Origin of the sequence: Streptomyces sp. TSRI0107 (assembly GCF_001905845.1) — a bacterium.
Lineage (GTDB): Bacteria > Actinomycetota > Actinomycetes > Streptomycetales > Streptomycetaceae > Streptomyces.
The window spans coordinates 117,298-142,916 of record NZ_LIVZ01000005.1; the positions used below are offsets into that span (position 1 = coordinate 117,298).

The following is a 25,619-nucleotide window of genomic DNA, read 5'->3' on the forward strand; positions in this document are numbered from 1 at the left end:
AGGCGTCCGTCACGCCGCCGCCGGGACCCTGGGCTCCGCGGTGTTCGTCGCGGGGGTGAGGGCCAGCTCCAGGACCTGGCGGACGTCGGTGACGGTGTGGACGTCGAGCTTGTCCAGGACCTCGGCGGGCACGTCGTCGAGGTCGGGCTCGTTGCGCTTCGGGATGATCACCGTGGTGACGCCCGCGCGGTGCGCGGCGAGCAGCTTCTGCTTCACGCCGCCGATGGGCAGGACGCGGCCGGTCAGGGAGACCTCGCCGGTCATGGCCACGTCCGTGCGGACCAGGCGGCCCGACAGGAGGGACGCCAGGGCGGTCGTCATCGTGATGCCGGCGCTGGGGCCGTCCTTCGGGACCGCGCCCGCGGGGAAGTGGATGTGCACGCCGCGGTCCTTCAGGTCGGCGACCGGGAGTTCCAGCTCGGCGCCGTGGGAGCGCAGGAAGGACAGGGCGATCTGCGCGCTCTCCTTCATCACGTCGCCCAGCTGGCCGGTGAGGGTCAGGCCCGCCGCGCCCGTCTCCGGGTCGGCCAGCGACGCCTCCACGTAGAGCACGTCGCCGCCGGCGCCCGTCACCGCCAGGCCGGTGGCCACGCCCGGCACGGAGGTGCGCCGCTCCGCCGGGTCCTGCGCGGACTCGGGCACGTGGTGCGGGCGGCCGATCAGATCGCGCAGGTCCGCGTCCGTGATGGTGAACGGCAGCTCCCGCTCGCCCAGTTCGTGCTGGGCGGCGACCTTGCGCAGCAGTCGCGCGACCGACCGCTCCAGGGTGCGCACGCCCGCCTCGCGCGTGTACTCGCCGGCGAGCTTGCGCAGCGCGCTCTCGTCGATGGTCACCTCGTCCGCGCCGAGCCCGGTGCGCTCCAGCTGGCGCGGGACCAGGTGGTCGCGGGCGATGACGACCTTCTCGTCCTCGGTGTAGCCGTCGAGCCGGACCAGCTCCATGCGGTCGAGCAGCGCCTCCGGGATGGCCTCCAGGACGTTGGCCGTGGCCAGGAAGACGACGTCCGACAGGTCGAGTTCGACCTCCAGGTAGTGGTCGCGGAAGGTGTGGTTCTGCGCGGGGTCGAGGACTTCGAGGAGCGCCGCGGCCGGGTCGCCGCGGAAGTCGGAGCCCACCTTGTCGATCTCGTCCAGGAGCACCACCGGGTTCATCGACCCTGCTTCCTTGACGGCCCGCACGATCCGGCCGGGCAGGGCGCCGACGTACGTACGGCGGTGGCCGCGGATCTCCGCCTCGTCGCGGACGCCGCCGAGGGCGACCCGGACGAACTTGCGGCCCATGGCGTGGGCGACGGACTCGCCGAGGCTGGTCTTGCCCACGCCGGGCGGGCCGACCAGGGCCAGCACGGCACCGCCGCGCCGCCCGCCGACGACGCCGAGGCCGCGGTCGCTGCGGCGCTTGCGCACCGCGAGGTACTCGGTGATGCGCTCCTTGACGTCCTCCAGGCCGGCGTGTTCGGCGTCGAGGACGGCCTTGGCGCCCTGGATGTCGTAGGCGTCCTCGGTCCGTTCGTTCCACGGCAGTTCGAGGACGGTGTCCAGCCAGGTGCGGATCCAGGAGCCCTCGGGCGACTGGTCGCTCGCCCGTTCCAGCTTGTCGACCTCCTTGAGGGCGGCCTCGCGCACCTTCTCCGGCAGGTCGGCGGCCTCGACGCGGGCGCGGTAGTCGTCGGACTCCTCACCCTCCTTCTCGCCGTTCAGCTCGCGCAGCTCCTTGCGGACGGCCTCCAGCTGACGGCGCAGCAGGAACTCGCGCTGCTGCTTGTCGACGCCTTCCTGGACGTCCTTGGCGATGGTCTCGGCGACGTCCTGCTCGGCGAGGTGGTCGCGCAGCTGCTGGGTGGCGAGCTTCAGACGGGTGACCGGGTCGGCGGTCTCCAGCAGCTCGACCTTCTGCTCGGTGGTGAGGAACGGGGAGTAGCCGGAGTTGTCGGCGAGCGCGGAGACGTCGTCGATGGCCTGCACCCGGTCGACCACCTGCCAGGCGCCGCGCTTCTTCAGCCAGGCGGTGGCGAGGGCCTTGTACTCCTTGACCAGGTCGGTGACGTGCCCCGGCAGCGGCTCGGGCACGCTCTCGTCGATCCGCGTCCCCTCGACCCACAGCGCGGCGCCCGGCCCGGTCGTCCCGGCGCCGATCCGCACCCGCCCGCGCCCGCGGATCAGGGCGCCCGGGTCGCCGTCGGCCAGCCGGCCGACCTGCTCGACGGTGCCGAGGACGCCGGTGCTCGCGTAGGTCCCGTCGACGCGGGGCACGAGGAGCACCTTGGGCTTGCCCGGTTCCGCCCGTGCGGCGGCCTGGGCGGCCTCCACCGCGGCCCGTACATCGGTGTCATTGAGGTCCAGCGGTACCACCATCCCGGGCAGCACGACCTCGTCGTCGAGCGGCAGCACAGGCAGGGTGAGCGGTGTGAACGCCGTGGACTCAGCAGCCATGATCTCCCCTTCGGCAGTCAAGTTGAGTTATGAGGACTCAATGAGTTGAGCTATGCCGACTCAATGCTTGGGAGGGCTTGATTGTTCCCCGGCCGCTGTTCGCTCTGAGCGATCAACGGAAAGAGGCGTTGTCAGTGGGCGTCCCTATGATCCGGACATGAAGCTGGACGACCTCGAATGGCAGTTCTCCAACTACGGCGGCCTCCCCCCGAGGACGGTGAGACTGCTGCTCGAAGGCGGGCATCTCGATCTGGTGATCGAGGCCGCGCGGGACCGTGGCGAGTGGTTCTGCGCCGACGCCGCGGTGCGGGAACTGTGCCGGGCGGGGGAGTTCGAGCGGGCCTGGGCCGTCCTGGAGCCGTTCGTCGCGGTGGGCTGGCGGGAGGCGGTGTGGCTGCGCGCCGAGGTCCTGCTCCAGTGGGGGCGGGCGGACGAGGCGCTGGAGCTGGTGCGCCCGGACGAGGAGGGGCGGCGGTCGGGGCGGGTCTGCCGGGACTTCGCCGAACTGCTGGTCAGGGCCGGGCGGGTGGACGAGGCGATCGACGTGCTCGCGCCGCACGTCGAGGAGTCGTGGCTGCTGTCGTCACTGGTCGAGATGACCGAGGGACAAGGGCGCGACGAGCGCATCCTGGAACTGATCGCCCCGCTGGCGGAGCGGGTGAGGCGGGCGCGGGCCGAAGGGCGGTGCCACGATCCCGCCTGGGAGGCGCAAGCGCTCCAGGCCCGGGTGCTGGAACGCGCCGGCCGCGCCGACGAGGCGATCCGGATCCTCGGGGCGGATGTCGCCGCGCGGCGCTACCTCGTCCAGAACACCCTCACCGCGTACGCCGAACTGCTCGCCCGGCAGGGCCGGATCGAGGAACTGCGCGCCCTCGGCACCGGCGAGCACGCGACCACCGCCCTCGGTCACTACGCGAAGGCGCTGGAAGACCTCGGGCGGGCGGACGAGGCCGAGGCCGTCCTGCGCGAGTTCATCGACGCCACCGACCACCCCGGCCATCGCGGTGCCCTCGTGGACCTGCTCGGCCGGCAGGGCCGGATCGACGACGCCGTCGAGGTGGGACGGCCCACCTTCGAGTACTTCGACTGCGGCAACCACCTCGAATGGATCGTGGACCTGCTGATCGAGGACGGACGGCCCGAACGGGCGCTGGAACTCCTCGACGGGCTCGGTGAGAAGTACGTCGAGGAGCACTCCTGGTGGGTCCGGCCCACCCGGCTGCGCCTGCTCGGGGAGGCGGGACGGCTCCGGGAGGCCCTGGCGGAAGCCGCCGCGCTGCCGGCGGACGAGTACGCCGGCCTGGCGACGGCCGTCGCCTGGCTGCTGGAGCGGGACGGCCGGGTGGACGAGGCCGCCGACCTGCTCCGCACCGCGGAGCCCGGGTCGCCCTGGCAGCTGGCGGAACTCCTGATCGGGCAGGGCCGGCCCGCCGAGGCCATCGCCGCGATGCCCGCCGTCTCCGCCCAGCGCGAGGAGGCGATACGGCGACGGGAGGCCGCCCGCCCCCGCGAGGGCTACGAGCCTCCGTTCTGAGCCCGGGAGCGCTGCTTTGGCGTCGCCTCAGAACTCCACCAACACCACCGTCGCGTCGTCGTGCGTCTTGCCGCGGCCCAGGTGGGTCCGCCGCTCCCGGTCCGCCTCCTCCAGGGCGCGTACGCGGTCGATCAGCCACCGGGGACCGTTCTTGCGGACGGCGGTGTGCAGGTCGGCCCAGTCGCCTTCCCGGAACTTCTCCGTCCAGCGGGTGGCGCCGTCGGTGAGGGCGGTGAGGGAGGCGACCCGATCGCGGGGCACGGACCCGGTGACCGCGCGGGCGGCGACCGCGGGGTCCGCCGCGGCGGTGAAGAAACCGCCCTCCCTGTTCCGCAGGGTGGCGTCGACGACGGCGTCGGAGGTGAGGGCCTCGCGGGGGAGGCGGGCGAGGCGGTCGTCGAGAACGGGGGTGATCGCGCCGCCGGGGGACTCCAGGAGCAGGGCGGAGTCGGACAGGACCAGGTAGTCGACGGTCTCCTCGGTCCAGCGGACGAGAACCACGGTTGCCTGTGGGGTACGCGGGTGAGAAAGGTCACAGGTTTCGGCGTGGGTCTCGGAGGTACGCGCGATCGCGAGGGACAGCGCGTCCGGCAGCGGAACATCCGGTAGTGAAACGGTCAGTTCGGTCAGCGCCCCGCCCAGTCGCGTTGTGTACCAAGGGACGGAATGCAGGCATCCGGTTCCGCCTCTCGGCGGCGTCACCCCATCCAGGACGACCAGACAACCGCCCTGTCCGGAAGCGGGAACTCCGACACTGGCGAAGTCCTCGTTGGGGCGGGCGTGATCGCCGGGCACCGACACAAGTTCCGTACGCATCCAGTCAGTCTGCACGACCCCTTCACAAGCTGCGCGAAAGACCGGCATCGGTTGCCCGATCACCGAACCGTCGCAGGTCAGGAGCCGGGTTTGGGGTGGATTGGCGCGGTCCGGGAAGACGTGGCGGCGAATACTGTCAAAGCCTGCCGCAGACGTCCAACCGGCCCGCCGTGCAAGGCCGTCGCACGGACCGGAGTAACTTGCCCGCCAACTCCGGTCCGAGGTTCACTCCTTCGGGTGGCGGGTCAGGCGATGCACGACCCCTGCCCACCGGCACTGGGAGGGTCGGGAACTGTACCGGGAGTACGCACCAGTTGACGGTGCGTCACCCGGGTCCACGGGTACACGAGTCAGGAATGCGAGCACCGGTGCAGAAGAAGCGGCCTCGGCGCACAGGCAGGCAGACGGCCCCCGAGGGGGCAGCGGAGCAAACCCCCGTCGGAAAGGGCCGCCCCACCCACGTACGCAACCGCCTCATCGTGGCCGTCGCCGTGGTGGCCGCCGCGATCGCCGGCGCGGGAGCCCCGTCCGTGCTCGCCGCCGCCGGGCAGGCGAGCGACACCCAGGACCTGGTGACCCTCGCCGGGCAGACCCAGGACGCCCTCGCCCTCGCGCACGCGCTCGCCGACGAACGCGACGAGGTGACGCCGTACATCGCGGCCGGCCGCCCCAAGTCCAAGGCGCCCTCGGAACAGCACAGCGCCCGGGTCGACCGGCAGGTCGAGGAGCTGCGCGGCGACACCGACACCCCGGCGTCCCTGCTGAAGGACCTCGACGGCATCGCGGCCGTCCGCAGAGCGGCGCTCACCGGGAAGAGCACCGCTCTCGAGGCGCACCGGGCGTACTCCGACGCCATCAACGAACTCCACCGGCTCGCCGAGGAGCTGGCCGAGCAGCTCCCGCCCCGCGCGGGCTCCGGCGCGTACGCCCTCGCCGAACTCGACTCCGCGGTCCAGCAGGCCGCCGCCACCCGCGGCCTGCTGCTCGCCGCGCTCAGCGTCCCGAGCAGCACCCAGACGGTCATCGACCCCGTCACCGGCCTGCCCACCACCAAGCCCACCTCCTCCGAGTCCGACACCCGGCAGCGCGCCGCCCTCACCGCCGCCGCCCAGCAGGCCCGGCTGCGCTCCGACGCGGCCCTGGAGGACTTCCGGGACACCGCCACCAAGACCGCCCGCGGCTCCTACGACTCCACGGTCACCGGCCCCGAGGTCAACTCCGCCGAGAAGTACCTCGCGAGCCTCACCGACCAGCCCACCCTCGCCGACGGTGAACTCACCACCGACCCGAAGAAGCTGAACGCCGCGCTCTCCGCCCGTGTCGAGGCGATGCGCGGCATCGAGTCCGCGCTCTACGACCGCCGCACCAAGGACCTGGAGCGGCTGCGCGACGACGACGTCACCGAGCTGGAGATCCGCATCGCGATCCTCGGCGCGCTCATGCTGCTCGCCGTCGGCATCGCCACCGCCATGGCGCGCAGCCTCACCCGCCCGCTCGCCGTGCTGCGCATCGGCTCCGCCCGCCTCGCCGAGGCCGCCGACCCCTCCGCCGAGGAGCCGGTCAAGTTCACCGGCCGCAACGACGAGTTCGCCCGCGTCGTACGCTCCGTCAACACCCTGCACGCGCAGGCGGTCGCCCTGCACGAGCGGCTCGCCACCCTGGAGACCGACCGCAAGCACCTGGTCGGGCAGCGGCAGAAGATGGCCGACGCCCGGGAGCAGCTGCGCGCGGAACTGGAGGAGTCCACCGCCCAGCTGGAGCGGGTGCGCACCAGCATCGGCGGCACGTTCGTCAACCTGGCCCTGCGCACGCTCGGCCTGGTCGAACGGCAGCTCGCCGTCATCGAACAGCTGGAGGACCGCGAGCAGGACCCGGACCGGCTCGCCACCCTCTTCAAGCTCGACCACTTCGCCACCGTGATGCGCCGGCACAGCGAGAACCTGCTGGTCCTCGCCGGCACCGAGCACGTCCAGCAGCACCCCGGCCCCGTCCCGCTGGTCGACGTCGTCCGGGCGGCGGTCAGCGAGATCGAGCGCTACGAGCGGATGCGGATCTCCGCGCTGCCGCCGCACGCGCACATCGCCGGGTTCGCCGCGGACGACCTCTCCCACCTGCTCGCCGAGCTGATGGAGAACGCCACCTCGTTCACCCCGCCCGACCTGCCCGTCGAGGTCTCCGGCTGGCTCCTGGAGAGCGGCGAGGTCATGCTCTCCGTCCAGGACGAGGGCATCGGCATGACCGAGGAGCGGATGGAGCGGCTCAACGCCCGCCTCGCCGACTTCGACGCCGACGCCGCCTACGACCAGGAGGGCGAGGAGGGCCTCGGGCTCGGCCTGTACGTCGTGGCCCGGCTCGCCCACCGGCTCGGGGTGCGGGTGCAGCTGCGCGAGCAGAAGCAGGGCGGCGTCGCGGCGGTCGTGGTGCTGCCGCAGTCGCTGCTCGCCGACGCCGCGCCGGCCGCCGTGCCGGGTGCCTCGCCGTCCCCGGACGGCACCCACGCCTTCTCGCTCCCCGGCGCCGACGCCGAGGCCAACTCCAACGTCCTGCGCGGCCGCCCGAAGACCGGCGACCCGCTCGTCGCCCTCGCCGAGCAGACCGTACGGGAGCACGAGACCGCACCGGACGCCGAGCGGGCGGAGCGGGACGCGGAGTCCGACGCACGGTCCGACTCGGAGGCGCGGCCGGAGTCCGACGCACGGTCCGACTCGCAGGCGCGGCCGGAGTCCGACGCCGGGACCGAATCCCACGCCCGGCCCGACTCCGACGTACGGCCGGACCCGGACGTACGGCCGACCCCGAAGCCCGAGCCCACGGCCGACGCGGAGCCTGTGGCCGACTCCGAGGTCACCGCCGACCCCGGCACCGACCCCGCCCCCGTCTCCGACCTGCCGTCCCCGTCGGAGACCCCCTCCGAGACGACGCTCGAGCTGCTGATCCCGGAGCCCACGCGGCCGGAGCCGGACGCGGAGCCGGTGTCGAAGCTGCCCGCGCAGGCGGAACCCGCGGACGAGGAGTCCGCTCCCGCACGCCCGGAGCCGGAGCCGGAGCCGGAGCCGGAGCAGGAGTCGGAGGCCGCCGCCGACCCGTACGCCATCGGCCCCGACGCCCACGACCGCACCCCCGACGAGGGTGAGGAGCCCCTGACCGACAAGGGGCTGCCCAAGCGCACACCGAAGATCACCGCGCCCGCGGCGGCGCCCCGGCAGCGTTCCGGTGGCGTCGACGCCGAGGCGCTGCGCCGCCGGCTGGGCGGCTTCCGCCGGGGGGCGGAGGCCGGTCATCGCGACGTACAGGCGGAGATCGCCGAGCAGACCGCCCAGACCAGGACGACGGACGTACCCGCACCGCACGACCGCACGAGCGCAGGACACGTACAAGCCGAAGAAGCAACGGGGGGCACAGTCGAGGAGGCAAGCAGTTGACCGCGCCCAGTACCTTCGGACTGAGCAGTGAGGCCCGCAATCTGCACTGGCTGCTGACCAACCTCGTCGAGGAGGTGCCCGGCATCCTCTCCGTCGCGGTGGTCTCCTCCGACGGACTGCTGCTGCTCTCCTCCGACCCCGGTCGCAACGAGGCCGCCCGCACCCCCCGCGACGGCCGCCCCGCCGGTCCGCGCGGCTCCGCCGCCGACCTGGCCACCATCGTCTCCGGCATCGGCAGCCTCACCGTCGGCGCCTCCCGCCTGCTGGACTTCGGCGGGGTGAAGCACACCATGGTCGCGATGGACGAGGGCAGCCTGTTCGTGATGTCGATCAGCGACGGCTCGCTGCTGGGCGTGCACGGCTCCGCGGACTGCGACATGAGCGTGGTGGCGTACCACATGGCGCTCTTCGTCGGCCGCGCCGGCCATGTCCTGACGCCCGAACTGCGCAGCGAGCTACGGAAATCCCTGGAGTCCGAGTCGACGGGGAGTACCCGATGAGTGCCAACTCCAAGCCGCATCTGCCGGTCCGCGGCGGCGACCGCAAGCCCGCCCGCGTCCGCCCCTACTCGCTCACCGGCGGCCGTACCCGCTTCGGGCACGTCCTGCTGGTCGAGACGTTCGTGGCCTCCACGGCCGCGCTGGAGGCCGCCGAGGAGCGCAGGGAACTGACGAACGGTTCCCTCACCACCCGGGTCATGCCGGAGATGCGGGCCATCGTCGAACTGTGCCGCCGGATGCGCACGGTGGCCGAGATCGCCGCGCTGCTGAAGATGCCGCTCGGCGTGGTCCGCGTGCTCCTCAGCGACCTCGCGGACCAGGGAAAGATCCGGGTGTACGGAACCGGTACCGGGCACGGCACGGGCCGCCCGAACCGAGCGCTGCTGGAAAGGGTGCTGAGTGGACTCCGTCGTCTCTGACGCCGCTCATGGCGTCTCCCCGCTCCTCGACGAAGAGGGGCCCGAACAACCCTGGCAGACGGACCGCACCCGTGCGCCCATCGCCACGAAGATCGTGGTGGCGGGCGGCTTCGGCGTCGGCAAGACCACGCTGGTCACCTCCGTCTCGGAGATCACTCCGCTGCAGACCGAGGCCCTGATGACCGAGGCGAGCGAGGAGACCGACGACCTCACCGCCACGCCCGGCAAGCTGACCACCACCGTGGCCATGGACTTCGGCCGCATCACGCTCGACGACGACCTGGTGCTCTACCTGTTCGGCACGCCGGGCCAGCAGCGGTTCTGGTTCATGTGGGACGACCTGGTGCGCGGCGCGATCGGGGCGGTCGTGATGGCGGACACCCGCCGTCTGAAGGACTGTTTCCCGGCGCTCGACTACTTCGAGAGCTGCGGGCTGCCGTACGTGGTGGCGGTGAACCACTTCGACGGCAGCGAGCTGTTCGATCCCGAGGACGTCCGCGAAGCCCTCACGATTCCCGCGCACATACCTGTCATGATCATGGACGCGCGGCGCCGGATCTCGGCGATAGAGACCCTCCTGGCCCTCGTCGGCCACGCGCTCGACGAAACCCCCGAGTAGTCCCGACTAGGAGACAGCAACCGCATGCGGAAGATACTCGTCGTCGGAGCCGGCCAGTCCGGACTCCAGCTCGCCCTCGGCCTCCAGTCGCACGGGTACGAGGTCACCCTGATGTCCAACCGGACGGCGGACGAGATCCGTTCCGGCCGGGTCATGTCGACGCAGTGCATGTTCCACACGGCACTCCAGCACGAGCGCGAGCTCCAGCTGAACTTCTGGGAGTCCCAGGCCCCGAAGATCGAAGGACTCGGCGTCTCGGTGGCGGCGCCCGGCTCGCACGACCCGGGACCGACGCAGCGGGCGATCGACTGGGTGGGCAGGCTCGACGGGTTCGCGCAGTCGGTCGACCAGCGGGTGAAGATGGCCGGCTGGATGGAGACCTTCGCCCAGCGCGGCGGCCAGCTGGTCATCCACGGCGCGGCCGTCGGCGACCTCGACTACTTCTCCCGCGCGTACGACCTGGTGCTGGTCGCGGCCGGCAAGGGCGAGCTCGTGCAGATGTTCGGCCGTGACGCCGAGCGCTCCCCGTACAGCGAGCCGCAGCGCGCCCTCGCGGTGGCGTACGTCCACGGCCTGGGCCCGCGCCCGGAGCACCCGGAGTTCGACGCGGTCCGCTGCAACCTGGTGCCCGGCGTCGGCGAGCTGTTCGTGATGCCGACGCTCACCACCTCCGGCCGCGCCGACATCCTGTTCTGGGAGGGCATACCCGGCGGCCCGCTGGACGCCTTCAAGGGCGTCAAGGACCCGGCGGAACACCTCTCCCTGACCCTGGAACTCATGGAGAAGTTCACGCCCTGGGAGTACGCGCGGGCCACCAAGGTCGAGCTGACCGACGCGGGCGGCACGCTGGCCGGGCGCTACGCCCCGACCGTCCGCAACCCCATCGGCCGCCTCCCCGGCGGCGGTCTGGTCCTCGGCGTGGCCGACGTGGTCGTCGCCAACGACCCGATCACCGGCCAGGGCTCCAACTCGGCGTCCAAGTGCGCGGCCGCCTACCTCGCGTCCATCCTCGAACAGGGCGACAAGCCGTTCGACGAGGAGTGGATGCAGGCCACCTTCGACCGCTACTGGGCCACCGCCCAGCACGTCACCAAGTGGACCAACGCGATGCTGGCCCCGCCGCCGGAGCACGTCCTGAACCTGATCGGCGCGGCAGGCCGGCTCCAGCCGGTGGCCGACCGCTTCGCCAACGCGTTCAACGACCCGTCCGACTTCGAGAACTTCTTCTACGAGCCGGAGAAGACGGCCGCGTACCTGACCTCGGTCACCGGAGCCTGACCGGCAGCCGCCGCGTGAGGACGGCAATCCAGGGGTGATGCCTCACTGCCTGGAATGCCGTCCTGTGGCCGCTACTGGTCCGCTTCGAATTCCGACGCGTCGGTGGCGAACGCGTAGGTGCCGGTCTTTTGGCGGCCGTTGAGTGGCTGAGTGCACCTCAGGGTCGCCTTGTAGTGGCCTGGGCGCAGTCCGGTCCAGAGAGCCATATGGAATTCCGAGTCCGCCGCGAGTGTCACGGGAGGCTTTGTCGTACCCAGGCCGTTCAGCGTCACGGTGATATCCCCGGCCGGATCCGGGGAGGACCTCACGAACATCCGCAGACTTACTTCCGAATGGCCGCGGATAGCCAGCTCCTTCGTTTCGGCGCTTTCTTGGAACGTGAAGTCCTTGTTTCCCATGATGTCCCTGAATTCGCCCATTTCGTCTCCTCGGTCGAGCGCTGAGCATGGTGAACTTGGGAGGCGTGAAATCGGATCAATAGGGTGCGGGCCAGTGGCCGCTCAACGGACAGCGGAGCGTCGCAATGCCTATGAGCCCACATTAGCTCTGCTGCCGGCGGCCCGCGAATGGTGCTGCCGCCCTTCGTCCGGATGCCCAGGCGCTTACCCGTCAGGTAATCGCCCGGGCCCCGTCGGCATGCCACGATCGTCGGCGTAAGGAGCCCGACCGACCGGAAGGACGCCATGACCGCCTACGTCATCGCTCATCTGCGCGAGGCCACCCCGCACCCGGAGGTCGCCGAGTACATCGAGCGCATCACCGGCACCTTCGAGCCGTACGGTGGCCGGTTCCTGGTGCACGGCGGCACGCCGCCCCAGGTGCTGGAGGGCGGCTGGCCGGGGGACGTCGTGATGATCGGCTTCCCGGGGACCGCCGAGGCGCGGGCCTGGTGGGACTCCCCCGAGTACCAGGAGATCGCCCCGCTGCGCTCGCGGCACATCAAGGGCGACATCATCCTGATCGAGGGCGTCCCCGAGGGTTACGAACCGGCCACCACCGCCGAGAAGATCCGGGCAGCGCTGCCGGGGGAGTAGACCGGCGGCCGGACCCCTAAGGGAGCTCGTCCGGGCGTACCGCCCCCAGGATCGGGTTGCTCGCCAGCGGGGCGACCTCGATCCGTTCGCCCGTTCTGGGGGCGTGGACGACCTCGCCCTCGCCCACGTACATCGCCACGTGCGTGGCCTGGGGGAAGTAGATCACCAGGTCCCCGGGGCGCAGGTCCTTCAGCGGCACCTTCGGCAGCCGCTCCCACTGCTCCTGGCTGGTGCGGGGGATGGGCGTCCCGGCGTGGGCCCAGGCCTCGGAGGTCAGGCCCGAGCAGTCGTACGTCCCCGGGCCCTCCGCGCCCCACTCGTACGGCTTCCCCAGCTGCCGCAGGGCGTAGTGCACGGCCCGGTCGCCCTGCTCGGACGGCTCGGCGTCGTCGCCGAGCGCACCGGACGTCAGCAGGTCCCGCTGCGCCTTCTCGATCCCCTTGTCCTCGACGTCGGCGAGGTCGGTCAGCTGCTCGGCGGTGAGGGAGGCCAGCAGCTCCTCCACCTCGTCCAGGCGTTCCCGTACGCCGTCCCGCTCCTTCTTCTTCCGCTCGGCGAGGACGAGTTGGTCGTCCAGGGCCTCGCGGGCCCGGCGGGCCAGCTCGTCGGCCCGATGCTCGGTGCCGGTCAGCCGCCCGACCGTCTCGGCGCGCTCCCGCGCCAACTGGCTGATGACATGGCCCTGGTCGAGGGCGCGCTGCGGATCGCGGGCCAGGAGGAGGCGTACGTAGGGGGAGATGTCGGCGCTGGTGTTCTGGTACTGCTGGCGGGCCAGCCGGCCGGCGGCGACCCGGCTGTCGTGCAGGGAGAGCCGGGCGCGGGCCAGCGCCCGGTCGAGGCGGGCGACCTCGGCGCGCTGTTCCCTCAGCTTCTCCTCGGTGGCGTTGTACGCCTCCGTCGCCTCCTCGGCCTCCCGGTACAGCCGCTGAAGGTCCGTCAGCAACTCGGCGACGGAGCGGTCGTGGGGCGGCTCGGGTTCGGGCACGGCCGCCGCCGCGCTGGGCGTGAGTGCGGCGTGGGCCGCCACGGCCGCCGTACCGACCAGACGCAGTAGCCTTCCTGACACATCATCACCTCCGGTGCGGGGCGGAGTCTCCGCGCCGCACCGAGAGGTTTTCCGCGGTATCGCGTGGACCGCGCGCCGGTTGTGCTCGGGATGGCGTAAGCGCGTCACCCGTCCGCGTCGTCCCGGTTGCCGCCCGGCGTGGCACCGGGACCGGACGGCGGCTTCGGCTTGGACCACGGCCACCTCGGGCCGCCGCCCTGGTCGCCCGCCGGGTCGTGGACGTACTTCCAGCGCTGGGTCAGCCGGCCCTGGCCGCGCGACACCCGGCGGTAGACCAGAACCGTCGGCGGACCGCCCGCGGGGTCGGGGACGGGGATGCGGTACGTCTTGGGCGGGTGCCCGGTGAGCCCCAGCAGCACGGGCAGCGTCCGGCCGTCCATCGGCCCGCCCTCGAAGGGGGTGTCTTCGCTCTTCACGGCACCAGTGTCAGCCATCCGCCGGCGCCAGGGGGTCTCTCGTCGATCATGCCGGGCTCGCGGCTAGGGGGCGTCTCGCCGATCAGGCCGGGCTCGCGGCGTCTGGCACCGCGCCTCGCCGCGTTGTCGTCGGTCCCCGATTCCCCCAAGCTCTCGGCTCCGCTCGAGCAGGGGGGACCCCCATCGCATCGGCTCCCTCCTACGCCTTGCGATGCACGGCACCAGACGCCGCTCCCTGATCCGGCCTGATCGACGAGACACCCCCTAGCGCGGCCACCACCGCCGCGGTCTGCCCGTCCCGCGCGGCCGTCACCGACAGCACCGCGACGAACTGGTCCACCAGCCAGTCCCGCAGCTCGCCGACGGGGGGCTGCTTGTCCTCGTCGAGCCACATCAGGGAGGCGGCCTCCACCGCCGTGATCCACATCCGGACGGTCATCCGCAGCCGGGGGCCGGGGTCCGGCACGCCGAGGTGGCGGTAGATGTGCTCCGCCGCGGCCCGTCGTACGCCGTCCACTATGGCGTTCGTCCGGGAGGTCTCCACCACGCTGCCGCCCTGGAGGAGGGCGGCGAAACCGGCGTCGTGCTCGTCGACGAAGGTCAGATAGCGGTCCAGGGCGCGGGCCAGGCGGGGCAGCAGCGGGCCCTCGCGCGGCTCGTCGAAGCAGCCCCGCAGCGCCTCGGCGGCGGTGCGCAGGGCGGCCTCGTACAGCTGCTGCTTGCCGCCGGGGAAGTAGCGGTACACCAGCGGCCGGGAGACCCCGGCGGCCTCCGCCACGTCGTCCAGCGAGACGTCCTCGGGGGCCCGGTGCGCGAACAGGGACAGCGCGGCGTCGAGCAGCTGGCTGCGCCGTTCCTCGACACTGAGCCGGCGGTAGGTGCGGGCGGGGGCCTGGGGGGTCATGACCGGCAGCGTAACCGGCGCCCCCCACCACGTGCCCTGACGGCGAGCCCTTCCAAGACAGCAACCCCGACGACTTCCCCGGCCGCCACCCCATGCGGTATACGCGGCCGGCCGCGCGTCGCCCCTCGCGGAACCGGACCCTCAGGACTCTCAGGATCCTCAGAACCCCTCGGACCCTCGGACCCTCAGGCCCTCAGGACCCTCAAGCCAGCAACCCGGACGACTTCCACAACCGCCGGCCCACGCCGCGCAGGACGCCGATGTCGTCCAGGAAGTCGGTGAGCCGCTTGGCGCCGGTCTGCATGATCTCGCGCCGGTGGCCGCTCGCCTTCACCTGGGCCATGGCCTCCCGCTTGTCGAGGCCGACGTTGGTGTACACCTCGGGGTTGACGAAGGCGACGGAGAAGACGCGGGCGAACTCGCCCGAGGTGACGCGGGTGAACTCCTGCGACCACTTCGGCGCCGTCACCATCTGACGGCGCAGTTCCTCCCGCGCGTACCGCACATGGCGGGCCTCCTCCACGACGTGGATCCGCGTCACGCCGCGGATCAGCGTCTGCACCCGCTCGTCGGGGAAGGTCAGCCGCTGCATCCAGTCCAGAACCTCCTCGCCGAGCAGGGTCGCGGTGAACGAGCCCGGTGTGGTGGAGATGGTCTTGAACAGCCGGCCGAGGTGCTGGTGGGTGCGGCTGACCGGATACCACGGGGTCTCACCGCGGGATATCAGCCGGGCGAACATCTTCGAGTGCCGGCACTCGTCCTCGATCTCGGTCAGCGCGTAGCGGACGTGCGCGCTCGTCGCCGCCTTGTCGTAGATGTGCCGGACCAGCAGCTGCATCAGGATGATCTCGAACCAGATGCCCAGCGAGGCGAGCGCCGCCGCCTCGTGCTGGGAGAGCAGGATCCGCTGCTCCTCGCCCATCCGCTTCCACAGCGGGGTGTCGTAGAGCGACACCAGCTCGGGTGGCCAGAACCACTTGCCCTCCTCGAAGGGCGCGTCCCAGTCGAGTTCCTTGTCCGGGTCGAAGGAGTGCTTGGCGGAAGAGTCGAGCAGCCGCTCGGCCACCTGCTCCCGGTCCTTGAGCAGGCCGAGCGCGTCGCGCAGTCCCTCGACCGCGTCGGCTTCCGTCAGGGTCGTCATGGCAGTCCCATCTCGTCGTACGGAGCTGTTTCCGGTTACCCGTGAGTCACTGCTTATGAGACTGGCTGTCAGCAAGCCCGTCAATAGTCCGCGCACTACTTGTTGACCCCGCGTCTACTACGCGAGAGCCTGCGGAGCATGCCGACCTTCGACGTGTACGTCACCCCACCGGAAGACCCCCACTGGCCGGTCCCCGCCACCGGTGCCGCCCGCTTCGACTGGGAGTACGACGACGGACGGGACCGTCTGCTCGCCCTCTACCAGAAGGGCAAGGACAAGCAGTGGGACGGCGCCAAACGCATCGACTGGGACCTGGAGGTCGACCCCCACGACCCCCTCGGCACCCCCGACGAGGCACTCGCCCTGTACGGCACCAAGTACTGGGCGAAACTCACCGACAAGGACCGGGCGGAGTTACGCAGGCACTACGCCTCCTGGCAGTTCAGCCAGTTCCTGCACGGCGAACAGGGCGCGATGATCTGCGCCGCGCGGATCGTCGAGTCCGTCCCCGACCTCGACGCCAAGTTCTACTCGGCGACCCAGACCATGGACGAGGCCAGGCACGCCGAGATCTACGGCCGCTTCCTGCACGAGAAGATAGGCCTGCTCTACCCGATCAACGACAACCTCCAGTCCCTCCTCGGCGACACCCTGCGCGACAGCCGCTGGGACATGCCCTACCTCGGCATGCAGGTGCTGATCGAGGGCCTGGCACTGGCGGCCTTCGGCATGATCAGGGACTCCACGAACAAGCCGCTGCCCAAGCAGATCCTCGCGTACGTCATGCAGGACGAGGCCCGGCACGTGGCCTTCGGCCGCATGGCCCTGCGCGACTACTACAAGCAGCTCACCGACGCCGAACTGCGCGAACGCGAGGAGTTCGTCATCGAGGGCTGCTACCTCATGCGCGACCGCCTGCGCGGCGTCGAGGTCCTGGAGAACTTCGGCGTCCCGGCGGCGGAGGCGGCGGAGTACAGCGAGCACACCGAGTTCCTCGCCGTGTTCCGCAAACTCCTCTTCAGCCGCATCGTCCCCTGCGTCAAGGACATCGGCCTGTGGGGCAAACGCCTCCAGCAGGCCTACGTCGACATGGGCGTGCTCGAACTGGGCGACTCCAACCTCGACCTCCTCATGTCCCAGGACGAGGAGATCGCCGAGAAGCTGGACGCGGAACGGTTCGCGGCGGAGGAGCGGGAGCGGGTGGCGGAGGTGACGGAAGCGATCGAGCGGGGCGCCGAGAGCTGACGGACCCGCCCCGGAGGCGGTGTCTCAGGAATCGAGCACCGCCTCCATCACCGCCCTCGCGATCGGCGCCGCCACCCCGCCCCCGGTGATCTCGCCCCGGTTGGCGTTCGCGTCCTCCACCACCACGGCGACCGCGACCCGCGGCTCCAGGTCGCGGTCGCCCTGCGCCCAGGAGACGAACCAGGCGTACGGGGTGCCGGAGTTGCCGATGCCGTGCTGGGCGGTGCCCGTCTTGCCGCCGACCATCGCGCCGGGGATCGCCGCGTTGGTGCCGGTGCCCTCCTCGACCACGTTCCGCATCAGCTCCCGCATCCGGACGGCGGTCGCGGGGTGCATCGCCTGACGGACCGGGCGGGGCCCGAACGCGGCCACGGTCGCGCCGGCCGCCGTCGTGGTGCGCTCCACCAGGTACGGCTCCCGCACCTGCCCGCCGTTGGCCACGGCCGCCGCCACCATCGCCATCTGCAGCGGTGTCGCGCGGGTGTTGTACTGGCCGATCGACGACAGCGCCAGCTGCGCCCGGTCGACCGTGCTGTCGAAGGTGCTCCGGGAGACCGCGTAGGGGATCCGCAGACCGGTGTCGTTGAAGCCGAACGCCTCCGCCGTGGCCGCCATGTCCTCGGCCCCGACGTCCACGCCCAGCTTGGCGAACACCGTGTTGCACGACCACTCGAACGCCACCCGCAGCGAGGCGTCCTCGCAGCTGTCGCTCTCGTTGGCCAGGCGCGTCCGGGTACCCGGAAGGGTGTAGGGCGCGGGGGAGTCGGTCGGCTCGTCCAGGTCGGTGACGACACCCGCGTCGAGCGCCGCCGCCGCGGTGACCACCTTGAAGGTGGAGCCCGGCGGGTACGTCTGCCGGGCCGCCCGGTTCAGCATCGGCTTGCTCGGGTCCTCGTTGAGCTGCGCCCAGGACCGTCCCACGGTGGTGGCGTTGCCGGACAGCGACTCGGGGTCGTACGACGGCGTCGACACCAGTGCCAGGACGCGCCCGGTGGCCGGTTCCAGCGCCGCCACCGCGCCCTTGCGGGTGCCCAGCCCCCCATACGCCGCCTCCTGGGCGGCCGCGTTGAGGGTGGTGGCCACGTTCCCGCCGGAGTTCCGCGCCCGGGTGAGGTCGTTGATCAGCGGGAACGGCGAGAGCATCGGGTCGGTGCCGGAGAGGATCCCGTCCTCGGCGTGCTCCAGCAGCGTCGAGCCGTACACCTGGGAGGCGAAGCCGGTGACCGGCGCGTACAGCGGGCCGTCCAGGTAGGTGCGTTCGTAGCGGAGCCGGCCCCCGGTGTCCTTGGAGCCGGTGATCGGCTCCCCGCCGACCAGGATGTCGCCGCGCGGCTGGCCGTACCGGGCGATGCTCTGGCGGCGGTTGGCGGGGTTGTCGTCGTAGGCGGGGGCCTGGAGGATCTGGATGCGGCCGGCGTTGAGCAGCAGCGCCATCAGCAGCAGGCCGCAGAAGGCGGCCGCGTGCCGGATGTACCGGGTCATGGGGCCACCTTCCCGTCGTACTGCCGCCGGGCCGCGTGGCTCACCCTGATCAGCAGGGCCACGATCGCCCAGTTGGTGACGACGGAGGAGCCGCCCTGGGCGAGGAACGGCATCGCCATGCCGGTCAGCGGGATCAGCCCGGTCACCCCGCCCGCGATCACGAACACCTGGAGCGCGACGATCGAGGCGAGGCCGACCGCGAGCAGCCGCCCGAACGGGTCGCGCAGGGCGAGGCCCGCGCGGTAGCCGCGTTCCACCAGCAGGCCGTAGAGCAGGAAGATCGCGGAGAGTCCGGCGAGGCCCAGTTCCTCGCCCGCGGTGGCCAGGATGAAGTCCGACTTGGCGGCGAAGCCGATGAGGGTGGAGTGGCCGAGACCGAGGCCGGTGCCCAGCACACCGCCGGCCGCGAAGGCGAACAGCGACTGGGCGAGCTGGTTGGGGCCCTGACCGGCGTCGATGCTGGCGAACGGGTGCAGCCAGTCCTCGATCCGGCCGTGCACATGCGGTTCCATCCGGGCCACCGCGACCGCGCCGAGCACCGCCAGCAGCAGCCCGACGGCGATCCAGCCGGTGCGGCCGGTGGCGACGTAGAGCATCACGACGAACAGGCCGAAGAAGAGCAGCGAGGTGCCGAGGTCGCGTTCCAGGACCAGGACCCCGACGCTCACCAGCCAGATCGCCACGATCGGGCCGAGCACCCGGCCGGTGGGCAGCTGGAGCTTCCAGATCGTGCGGCCCGCGTACGCCAGGGCGTTGCGGTTGGCGGCCAGGTAGGCGGCGAAGAACACGGCCAGCAGCACCTTCGCGAACTCGCCCGGCTGGATGGAGAACCCGGCGATCCGGATCCAGATGCGGGCGCCGTTCACGGCGGGGAAGAAGATCGGCAGGGTGAGCAGCGCGAGGGCGGCGGCGACACAGACGTACGCGTACCGCTGGAGGACGCGGTGGTCGCGCAGGGCGAGGACGACCAGGATGAACAGGCCGACGCCCAGCGTGGACCAGATCAGCTGGGCGGGGGCGGCCCGGTCGGCCGGGGTTTCCAGGTCGAGACGGTAGATCAGCACCAGGCCGAGGCCGTTGAGCAGCACACCGATGGGCAGCAGCAGCGGATCGGCGTACGGGGCGCGCAGCCGGACCGCCAGATGGGCGATGAGCGCCAGCACGCCGAGCCCGGCGCCGTAGCCGGCGGCCCCGGGCGGGACCGTGCCGTGCTTGGCCAGGCCGACGGCGCAGTAGCCGTACACCGGGAGCAGCACGGCCACGACCATGAGGGACAGTTCGACGCCGCGGCGCCGGGGCAGGCGTACCGCGGGCGCGGGCGCGTCCGCCGCCACGGCGGTTCCGGTTCCGGCCTTCGTCATGTCCGGAACCTACCCAAACAGGGCGTCTTGCTCGTTGTGTTCCGTCAGCACCAGCGTGGCGCGGGACACGGATGACCTCCCGGAAGGGCGAAGCTGACTGATCGCCACATTAGGAGCGGAACGGACGGGCCGCCCGTCACACTGCGCCATCGGGGAGCACGCCCGCCGCGGACGGCGCCTGAGGCAGCGTCAGCGTCGCCACCGCCCCGCCGTCCGCCGCGTTGCCGAACCCCAGCCGGGCACCCAGCACCTCCGCCTGCCCCAGCGCGATGGTCAGGCCCAGCCCGTGGCCGCGCGCCCCGCCCTCCGTGCGGAACCGCTGCGGGCCGTGCGCCACCAGGTACTCCGGATAGCCGTCCCCGTGGTCCCGCACGGTGACGACCGGCCCGTCCACCGTCAGCACCACCGGCGCCCGCCCGTGCCGGTGCGCGTTCGCGACCAGGTTGCCCAGCACCCGCTCCAGCCGCCGCCGGTCGGTCTCCACCCGCACGTCCCGCACCACCCGCACCTCGGTGTCGGTGCCGGACGCCCGCACCACCCGCCGGGCCAGCGCCCCCAGCTCCTCGCCGTCCAGCTCCAGCCGCTCCCGCCCGGTGTCCAGGCGGGAGATCTCCAGCAGGTCCTCGGTCAGCGTGCGCAGCGCCGCCACCCGGTCACGCACCAGCTCCGTCGGCCGGCCCGGCGGCAGCAGCTCGGCCGCCGCGTGCAGCCCGGTCAGCGGGGTGCGCAGCTCGTGCGCCACGTCCGCGGTGAACCGCTGCTCGGCCAGCAGCTTGCCCTGCAACGACGCCGCCATGGAGTCCAGCGCGGCCGCCACCACGGCCACCTCGTCCTGCGGACGGCGTACGTCCTCCGCCCGCCGGTCGTGCACCCGCGCGTCCAGATCACCGGCGCTGATCCGCCGCGCCACCCGCGCCGTGGCGTGCAGCCGCCGCGTCACCCGGGTCACCGCGAACGCGCCGACCAGCACCGTCGCCCCGATCGCCGGCGCCGACGACCAGACGATCGCCCGGTCCAGGCCGTCGATGGTGCGGGCCTGCTGCGAGTAGTCGACGGCCACCGCGAGCGCGCGCCCGCCGTCGGCCGGCCCCGCCGCCCACATCGTCGGACGGCCCCGGTCGTCGGCGACCATCGTGCCGCGCCGCCCGGACACCGCCAGCTCCCGCAGCGGCTCCGGCAGCTCCGCCGGATCCAGGCCGGCACCCGGACGCAGGGGGTCACCCGCCTCGTACGCGGCCGTGGCGTCCGCCAGCCGGGACAGCGCGAGGTCGCGGGCCTCACCGGCGGTCTGGTGGGTCACCGAGACATGGACGAGGGCACCGAGCATCGCGGCGAGCGCGCAGCACATCACGGTGATGAACAGCGCCGTCTTCACGGCCAGGGCGCCGGCCCACCGCGGAAGCCTCATCGCGGCGCCGCCGAGGGGGAGGGCTGCGCGGCCGAAGGCGACTTGGAAGGTGACGGCTTCGCCGCCGAGGGCGACGGCTTCGCGGCCGAGGGCGACGGCTTCGCGGCCGAGGGCGACGGCTTCGCGGCCGAGGATGCGGGCTTGCGCAGCATCTCGTCGTGGGTGAGCAGCATCGTCCGCTGGTCCCGGTCCCAGCTCCACTGGAGCCGGTACTCGTAGCCGTCCAGCTCCGACGGCGAGCGGATGATCACCGACCGCCCGGCCAGCTCGACCCCGCTGACGGCGTCGTCCCAGGCCATGACCCGCACCAGCCGGTTCTTCTCCGCGGTGTACACCCGTACGGCGGTCAGCTCGCCGGGCAGCTGCCGGAAGCCCAGCGTCAGGTCGTCGTGCCCGTCGCCGGTCAGATCCCGGTAGTACGGCGTGAGGACGGGGCACCTGCCGCGCCCCGCGCCCGCCCCGCAGTCCGCCATGCGCGCCCCCGTCTCACGGTACGAGGCGTCGGCGCCCTCGTACTCGTCCGGATGCGCGTCGATCTCGGCCCGTACGACCGCCACCGGGTCCACCGCGCGGACGTCCCCGGCGGGCACCCGCAGCCCCTTGACGACCTCCCGCTCCACCTCGCCGATCTCGTAGGCGGGGCTCGACGCCGGCCGCAGCGTCGGCCACAGCAGGACGGGCCCCTCGGCGGTCGGCGTGGGACCCGCGCTCCGCAACCCGCCGGCGTCACCGCAGGCCGTCGCGGCCGCACCGGTGACCAGCAGCAGGGCCAGGGCGACGCAGGCGCGGACACGGGCACGGACGGACACGGCACTCCGGTGAGCGGGGACGGGCAGGACGCGTACACCTTATTCGCGCGGTAGTCCCTTTTTGCGATTCGGTGGATGCGGGTGGATCACTCCGCCCTCGATGCGGGCGCCGGTGGGCGCGGATCACTCCGTGAGCTCCTCCAGCAGCCGCGCCGTCGGCAGACCCGCCCGCAGGTACTCCACGAACAGCTCGTTGTGCAGCGCCCACGGCGAGCGGCGGGCCCGGATCAGCCGGATCGCCTCGTCGGCGGAGCGGCCCTGCCGGACCAGGGCGTGCGCCACCACCAGCCCGGACCGGTTGTACCCGTGATAGCAGCGCACCAGCACCCGTCGCCCCGAGTCCACCGCCTCGCCCGCGGCCTCCGCCAGCCGGATCACGCCCGCCAGCTGCGTGCCGTCCAGCGGGCCGTCCGGGATGGGCCAGACCTGGTGCGCCACACCGGGCCCGGGACCGTGTCCGGGCAGCCTCAGCAGCGTCTGGACGAGATCGAACTCGTCCCGCACCACCGCGAACTCCAGTTGCCCCGAGGAGCCCTTGAACTCGTGCCCGCCCATCCACAGACCGGGCACGACCTCGCTCCACGGGCCGTCCGGAGCCGGTACGTCGGGTCGCCTCCCCTGGGTACGCAACGGTGCCTCCCCAACCGCCCTCCCAACTCCTCTCCAAGGTAACCGGGTTCTTGCCCGCACAGCACCCCTCCTGTTCCCATGGTCGGGGGGTGATGGTGCATGAGCAGACTACGCGTCATACCGACCCGGCGACACGGCCGGGACCGGCTCTACGTCTGCCTCCCGGACGGTACGAACGTCGCCTGGTACGACCGTGACACGGCCCGCGTCAACCTGCTGAGCGAGGACCGCGGAGAGGACGTCCTGGCCGCCCTGCGCCCCTTCGTCACCGGCCCCGTCACCGTCGGCCCGCCGCCCGTCCCCACCCCCGCCGAACTGGCCCGGCTCAGCCTCCACCCCGACGACGACCTCGCCCCCAACCGCCCCGGCGAGGCCCTCCTCGTCGCCCTCGACCGCGACCCCGGCCCCGGCCACCGGCTGCGCCCCGACCCCAGGCGCCGGGCCCTGGAGGCCGAGCAGGCGGTGGGGGAGGCGCTGGACGCCCTGGACGGCGCGGGCTGGCACACCCTGCACTCCGTGCCGCTGCCCGGCGGCCACCGCGTCCACCACCTGCTGATCGGCCCCGGCGGACTGTTCGCCGTCCACACCCTGTACGCCCGCAGACAGCGGGTCGTCGTCACCGACCCCATGGTCGCGCTGGGCCGGCGTGAGCCGGTCCCGCTGCTGCGCCGCGTCCGCGCCGACGCCTCCCGCGCCTCGTACGCCCTCACGGCCGAGGTCCGCCCCGTGCTCGCCCTGGTCGGCCCCGCCCGGGTGAGCCTGCCCGGCCCGGTCCGAGAGGTCCGCGTCCTCACCGACACCACCGTCGCCACGCTGGGCGGCCTGGGTGGCGTACTCAAACCGGCGGACGTGGAGGCGCTGCACGCGATGGCGCGGGACCGGCAGTTGTGGAACCGGGTCTGAGGTCGGTCAGGTCGGTGAGGCCGGTTTCCCAGGCCGGCCGGTTCACGGCAGCGGACCCGCGCGCTCCGGATCGAGCAGCGGGGCCAGCAGATCGCCGTAGTCCTGTACGCGCGGGGCGATGTCCGGCGCCCGGAACGCCAGCTGGGCCGGGTCTCCGCACGCCTCGACCTCCTCCCAGGTCACCGGCGCGGACACCCATGGCTCGGCGCGCGCCCGCAGGGTGTACGGCGTCGCCGTGGTCTTGCGGCCGGCGTTCTGGCTCCAGTCGACGAACACCTTGCCCGGCCGCAGGCTCCGCGTCATCCGGTGGACGACCAGCCGGGGCATCGTCCGCTCCGCCTCGACGGCCAGCGCCTTCGCGTACTCGGACGTCCGTTCGGACGATGCCCCCCGCACCGCCGCCAGCAGATGCAGCCCCTTCGACCCGGACGTCTTGGCGTAGGCCTCGATCCCGTCCCCGGCCAGTCGCTCCCGCAGCCACAGGGCGACCTCGCAGCAGTCCACGACGGTCGCGGGAGCGCCCGGATCCAGGTCGAAGACCAGCCGGTCCGCCTCGTCCGGCGTGCTCGCCAGCCACTGGTGGGTGTGGAACTCGGCGACCAGGTTCGCCGCCCACATCAGGCTCGGCAGATCCTGCACCAGCACCATCCGCGCGGGCCCCTCCGAGCGCGGCACCTCGGCGGTCATGACCCAGTCGGGCGTACCGGGCGGCACGTTCTTGGTGAAGAACACCTGTCCGTCCGGCCCGTCCGGGTAGCGCAGGAAGGACACCGGCCGATCGCGCAGATGGGGCAGCAGGACCTCGGCGGTGGTGGCGTAGTAGTGCAGCACCTCGGCCTTGGTGAAGCCGGACGCCGGGTACAGCACCTTCTCCAGGTTGCTCAGCGCGAGCCTCCGGCCCTCCACCTCTGTGATCGGCGTCATACGATGAGAATCACACGAAACCGGGTGAAACAGGGTGATATCGCATATCCCCTGATCAAGGACGCTCGCTGGATCGAATGACCGAAAGGTGCCGCAGTGCGATCCATTTGGAACGGAGCCATCTCGTTCGGCCTGGTCAGCATCCCCATCAAGCTGGTGAACGCCACCGAGAGCCACTCGATCTCCTTCCGCCAGATCCACAACGAGGACGGCGGCCGCATCCGCTACCGCAAGGTCTGCGAACTGGAGGACCGCGAGGTCACCCAGTCGGAGATCGGCAAGGGATACGAGGACGCCGACGGCACCATCATCCCGATCACCGACGAGGACCTGGCCCAGCTGCCGATCCCGACCGCCAAGACCATCGAGATCGTCGCCTTCGTCCCGGCCGACCGGATCGACCCGCTCCAGATGGACGCGGCGTACTACCTCGCCGCGAGCGGCGCCCCCGCCGCCAAGCCGTACACCCTGCTGCGGGAGGCGCTGAAGCGCAGCAACAAGGTGGCGATCGCCAAGTTCGCCCTGCGTGGCCGGGAACGCCTCGGCATGCTCCGCGTCGTCGGCGACGCCATCGCCATGCACGGCCTGCTCTGGCCCGACGAGGTACGCGCCCCCGAGGGTGTCGCCCCCGACACCGGCGTCACCGTCCGCGACAAGGAACTCGACCTCGCGGACGCCCTCATGGACACCCTCGGCGAGGTCGACCTGGAGGACCTGCACGACGAGTACCGCGAGGCCGTCGAGGAGGTCATCGCCGCGAAGGCGGCCGGCGAGGCACCCCCCGAGGCGCCCGAGCCCGCGGCGGGCGGCAAGGTGCTCGACCTCATGGCCGCCCTGGAGAGCAGCGTCCGCGCGGCCAAGGAGTCCCGCGGGGAGCACGCCGAGGTAAGACCCCTGCCGGAACGGAAGACCGCCAGGGCCGCGCCCAAGCAGACCGGCGGCAAGAAGTCGACGTCCACGGCGACCACGTCCGCGGCGGCGAAGAAGGCGGCCGCGAAGAAGACCACCGCCTCCTCCGCCAGGAAGTCGACGGCGAAGTCGACCCAGGGCAGCACGAAGAAGACGGCGGCCTCCAAGAGCACCGCGAAGAGCACGGCGGAGAAGAGCACCGCGGCGAAGAAGCCGGCGGCGAAGAAGTCCACGACGTCCCGCAAGCGCCCGGCGTGAACGGACGGGGACTGACACAGACGGATCCGGACTGCGGCTGATGGACGCCAGCGGCGCCGGTGCGGCCGACCTCCCCCCATGAGGGTGAGGCGCCGACGGTGTTCGGCC

23 protein-coding genes are annotated in these 25,619 nt (G+C 72.1%); 10 read left to right on the plus strand and 13 right to left on the minus strand.

Translation table 11 applies throughout. The features are described from left to right. Positions 1-9 precede the first annotated feature (9 nt). Positions 10-2,433, minus strand: coding sequence for an endopeptidase La (lon, locus tag AMK31_RS14310; RefSeq protein WP_073940885.1), 2,424 nt, complete (start codon positions 2,431-2,433; stop codon positions 10-12). 157 nt (positions 2,434-2,590) lie between these two features. Here lon and AMK31_RS42100 point away from each other — a divergent pair, with 157 nt between their 5' ends. Then, on the plus strand, positions 2,591-3,967 hold the full coding sequence (locus AMK31_RS42100) for a tetratricopeptide repeat protein (protein ID WP_073940886.1): 1,377 nt from the start codon (positions 2,591-2,593) through the stop codon (positions 3,965-3,967). A 27-nt stretch (positions 3,968-3,994) separates the two neighbouring features. Here the strand turns inward: AMK31_RS42100 and AMK31_RS14320 are convergent, their stop codons facing one another. Continuing rightward, positions 3,995-4,783 carry a protein phosphatase 2C domain-containing protein gene (locus AMK31_RS14320; RefSeq protein WP_073940887.1) on the minus strand — a complete coding sequence of 263 codons (789 nt, stop codon included), beginning with the start codon at positions 4,781-4,783 and terminating at the stop codon, positions 3,995-3,997. Between the two features lie 356 nt (positions 4,784-5,139). Here AMK31_RS14320 and AMK31_RS14325 point away from each other — a divergent pair, with 356 nt between their 5' ends. The 5 genes from AMK31_RS14325 to AMK31_RS14345 are packed head-to-tail and all read left to right on the plus strand — an operon-like array spanning position 5,140 to position 11,021. Continuing rightward, on the plus strand, positions 5,140-8,205 hold the full coding sequence (locus AMK31_RS14325; RefSeq protein WP_079186831.1) for a nitrate- and nitrite sensing domain-containing protein: 3,066 nt from the start codon (positions 5,140-5,142) through the stop codon (positions 8,203-8,205). Next, positions 8,202-8,705, plus strand: coding sequence for a roadblock/LC7 domain-containing protein (locus AMK31_RS14330; RefSeq protein WP_073940889.1), 504 nt, complete (start codon positions 8,202-8,204; stop codon positions 8,703-8,705). The genes AMK31_RS14325 and AMK31_RS14330 overlap by 4 nt, the downstream gene beginning before the upstream one ends. Continuing rightward, positions 8,702-9,124 carry a DUF742 domain-containing protein gene (locus tag AMK31_RS14335; protein ID WP_073940890.1) on the plus strand — a complete coding sequence of 141 codons (423 nt, stop codon included), beginning with the start codon at positions 8,702-8,704 and terminating at the stop codon, positions 9,122-9,124. The genes AMK31_RS14330 and AMK31_RS14335 overlap by 4 nt, the downstream gene beginning before the upstream one ends. After that, the gene (locus AMK31_RS14340; protein WP_073940891.1) at positions 9,105-9,743 is read left to right on the plus strand and encodes a GTP-binding protein; all 639 of its coding nucleotides are present in this window, start codon (positions 9,105-9,107) and stop codon (positions 9,741-9,743) included. The genes AMK31_RS14335 and AMK31_RS14340 overlap by 20 nt, the downstream gene beginning before the upstream one ends. A 24-nt stretch (positions 9,744-9,767) precedes the next feature. Beyond that, positions 9,768-11,021 carry a styrene monooxygenase/indole monooxygenase family protein gene (locus AMK31_RS14345; protein WP_073940892.1) on the plus strand — a complete coding sequence of 418 codons (1,254 nt, stop codon included), beginning with the start codon at positions 9,768-9,770 and terminating at the stop codon, positions 11,019-11,021. Positions 11,022-11,092: 71 nt separating this feature from the next. On the opposite strand, the gene AMK31_RS14350 is transcribed toward AMK31_RS14345, so the two are convergent. Further along, positions 11,093-11,440 carry a hypothetical protein gene (locus tag AMK31_RS14350; protein ID WP_073940893.1) on the minus strand — a complete coding sequence of 116 codons (348 nt, stop codon included), beginning with the start codon at positions 11,438-11,440 and terminating at the stop codon, positions 11,093-11,095. 264 nt (positions 11,441-11,704) lie between these two features. Here AMK31_RS14350 and AMK31_RS14355 point away from each other — a divergent pair, with 264 nt between their 5' ends. Next, entirely contained in the window at positions 11,705-12,055 is a 351-nt protein-coding gene (locus AMK31_RS14355) for a DUF1330 domain-containing protein (protein ID WP_073940894.1), read from the plus strand. A gap of 16 nt (positions 12,056-12,071) precedes the next feature. On the opposite strand, the gene AMK31_RS14360 is transcribed toward AMK31_RS14355, so the two are convergent. From AMK31_RS14360 to AMK31_RS14375, 4 genes are all read right to left on the minus strand, one after another. Next, positions 12,072-13,121, minus strand: coding sequence for a C40 family peptidase (locus AMK31_RS14360; RefSeq protein WP_073940895.1), 1,050 nt, complete (start codon positions 13,119-13,121; stop codon positions 12,072-12,074). 104 nt (positions 13,122-13,225) lie between these two features. Further along, a complete protein-coding gene (locus tag AMK31_RS14365; RefSeq protein WP_073940896.1) occupies positions 13,226-13,537 on the minus strand; it encodes a hypothetical protein in 312 nt (103 codons plus the stop codon). A 199-nt stretch (positions 13,538-13,736) separates the two neighbouring features. Next, positions 13,737-14,441, minus strand: a complete 705-nt coding sequence (locus tag AMK31_RS14370; RefSeq protein WP_079186832.1) for a TetR/AcrR family transcriptional regulator — start codon at positions 14,439-14,441, stop codon at positions 13,737-13,739. Positions 14,442-14,643: 202 nt separating this feature from the next. Next, positions 14,644-15,582 carry an AurF N-oxygenase family protein gene (locus AMK31_RS14375; protein ID WP_073940897.1) on the minus strand — a complete coding sequence of 313 codons (939 nt, stop codon included), beginning with the start codon at positions 15,580-15,582 and terminating at the stop codon, positions 14,644-14,646. 138 nt (positions 15,583-15,720) lie between these two features. On the opposite strand from AMK31_RS14375, the gene AMK31_RS14380 reads away from it, so the two are divergent. Continuing rightward, positions 15,721-16,827 carry a ferritin-like domain-containing protein gene (locus tag AMK31_RS14380; RefSeq protein ID WP_073940898.1) on the plus strand — a complete coding sequence of 369 codons (1,107 nt, stop codon included), beginning with the start codon at positions 15,721-15,723 and terminating at the stop codon, positions 16,825-16,827. 24 nt (positions 16,828-16,851) lie between these two features. Here the strand turns inward: AMK31_RS14380 and AMK31_RS14385 are convergent, their stop codons facing one another. The 5 genes from AMK31_RS14385 to AMK31_RS14405 all read right to left on the minus strand — a co-directional run bounded on the left by AMK31_RS14385 (position 16,852) and on the right by AMK31_RS14405 (position 22,517). Next, the gene (locus tag AMK31_RS14385) at positions 16,852-18,309 is read right to left on the minus strand and encodes a penicillin-binding transpeptidase domain-containing protein (RefSeq protein WP_073940899.1); all 1,458 of its coding nucleotides are present in this window, start codon (positions 18,307-18,309) and stop codon (positions 16,852-16,854) included. Continuing rightward, the gene (locus AMK31_RS14390) at positions 18,306-19,670 is read right to left on the minus strand and encodes an FtsW/RodA/SpoVE family cell cycle protein (protein WP_073940900.1); all 1,365 of its coding nucleotides are present in this window, start codon (positions 19,668-19,670) and stop codon (positions 18,306-18,308) included. Before AMK31_RS14390 ends, AMK31_RS14385 begins: the two co-directional genes overlap by 4 nt. Positions 19,671-19,806: 136 nt before the next feature. After that, entirely contained in the window at positions 19,807-21,078 is a 1,272-nt protein-coding gene (locus tag AMK31_RS14395; RefSeq protein WP_073940901.1) for a sensor histidine kinase, read from the minus strand. Continuing rightward, entirely contained in the window at positions 21,075-21,887 is an 813-nt protein-coding gene (locus AMK31_RS14400; RefSeq protein ID WP_073940902.1) for a hypothetical protein, read from the minus strand. The genes AMK31_RS14395 and AMK31_RS14400 overlap by 4 nt, the downstream gene beginning before the upstream one ends. Positions 21,888-22,010: 123 nt before the next feature. Beyond that, entirely contained in the window at positions 22,011-22,517 is a 507-nt protein-coding gene (locus AMK31_RS14405) for a protein-tyrosine phosphatase family protein (RefSeq protein WP_073940903.1), read from the minus strand. A 99-nt stretch (positions 22,518-22,616) separates the two neighbouring features. Here AMK31_RS14405 and AMK31_RS14410 point away from each other — a divergent pair, with 99 nt between their 5' ends. Continuing rightward, the gene (locus tag AMK31_RS14410) at positions 22,617-23,420 is read left to right on the plus strand and encodes a nuclease-related domain-containing protein (protein ID WP_073940904.1); all 804 of its coding nucleotides are present in this window, start codon (positions 22,617-22,619) and stop codon (positions 23,418-23,420) included. Between the two features lie 42 nt (positions 23,421-23,462). Here the strand turns inward: AMK31_RS14410 and ligD are convergent, their stop codons facing one another. Then, a complete protein-coding gene (ligD, locus tag AMK31_RS14415; protein ID WP_073940905.1) occupies positions 23,463-24,344 on the minus strand; it encodes a non-homologous end-joining DNA ligase in 882 nt (293 codons plus the stop codon). A gap of 96 nt (positions 24,345-24,440) precedes the next feature. On the opposite strand from ligD, the gene ku reads away from it, so the two are divergent. Next, entirely contained in the window at positions 24,441-25,511 is a 1,071-nt protein-coding gene (ku, locus tag AMK31_RS14420) for a non-homologous end joining protein Ku (RefSeq protein ID WP_073940906.1), read from the plus strand. The last annotated feature ends 108 nt before the right edge of the window (positions 25,512-25,619 follow it).

What these genes read in the sequence shown, in the direction of transcription:
- AMK31_RS14345 (WP_073940892.1), top strand. Translation starts at nt 9,768, where the DNA reads ATGCGGAAGATACTCGTCGTCGGAGCCGGCCAGTCCGGACTCCAGCTC.
- AMK31_RS14385 (WP_073940899.1), bottom strand. Translation starts at nt 18,309, where the DNA reads ATGACCCGGTACATCCGGCACGCGGCCGCCTTCTGCGGCCTGCTGCTG.
- AMK31_RS14390 (WP_073940900.1), bottom strand. Translation starts at nt 19,670, where the DNA reads ATGACGAAGGCCGGAACCGGAACCGCCGTGGCGGCGGACGCGCCCGCG.
- ligD (WP_073940905.1), bottom strand. Translation starts at nt 24,344, where the DNA reads ATGACGCCGATCACAGAGGTGGAGGGCCGGAGGCTCGCGCTGAGCAAC.
- AMK31_RS14335 (WP_073940890.1), top strand. Translation starts at nt 8,702, where the DNA reads ATGAGTGCCAACTCCAAGCCGCATCTGCCGGTCCGCGGCGGCGACCGC.
- AMK31_RS14355 (WP_073940894.1), top strand. Translation starts at nt 11,705, where the DNA reads ATGACCGCCTACGTCATCGCTCATCTGCGCGAGGCCACCCCGCACCCG.
- AMK31_RS14350 (WP_073940893.1), bottom strand. Translation starts at nt 11,440, where the DNA reads ATGGGCGAATTCAGGGACATCATGGGAAACAAGGACTTCACGTTCCAA.
- AMK31_RS14320 (WP_073940887.1), bottom strand. Translation starts at nt 4,783, where the DNA reads ATGCGTACGGAACTTGTGTCGGTGCCCGGCGATCACGCCCGCCCCAAC.
- AMK31_RS14395 (WP_073940901.1), bottom strand. Translation starts at nt 21,078, where the DNA reads ATGAGGCTTCCGCGGTGGGCCGGCGCCCTGGCCGTGAAGACGGCGCTG.
- AMK31_RS14325 (WP_079186831.1), top strand. Translation starts at nt 5,140, where the DNA reads ATGCGAGCACCGGTGCAGAAGAAGCGGCCTCGGCGCACAGGCAGGCAG.
- AMK31_RS14410 (WP_073940904.1), top strand. Translation starts at nt 22,617, where the DNA reads ATGAGCAGACTACGCGTCATACCGACCCGGCGACACGGCCGGGACCGG.
- AMK31_RS14380 (WP_073940898.1), top strand. Translation starts at nt 15,721, where the DNA reads ATGCCGACCTTCGACGTGTACGTCACCCCACCGGAAGACCCCCACTGG.
- AMK31_RS14370 (WP_079186832.1), bottom strand. Translation starts at nt 14,441, where the DNA reads ATGACCCCCCAGGCCCCCGCCCGCACCTACCGCCGGCTCAGTGTCGAG.
- AMK31_RS42100 (WP_073940886.1), top strand. Translation starts at nt 2,591, where the DNA reads ATGAAGCTGGACGACCTCGAATGGCAGTTCTCCAACTACGGCGGCCTC.
- lon (WP_073940885.1), bottom strand. Translation starts at nt 2,433, where the DNA reads ATGGCTGCTGAGTCCACGGCGTTCACACCGCTCACCCTGCCTGTGCTG.
- AMK31_RS14375 (WP_073940897.1), bottom strand. Translation starts at nt 15,582, where the DNA reads ATGACGACCCTGACGGAAGCCGACGCGGTCGAGGGACTGCGCGACGCG.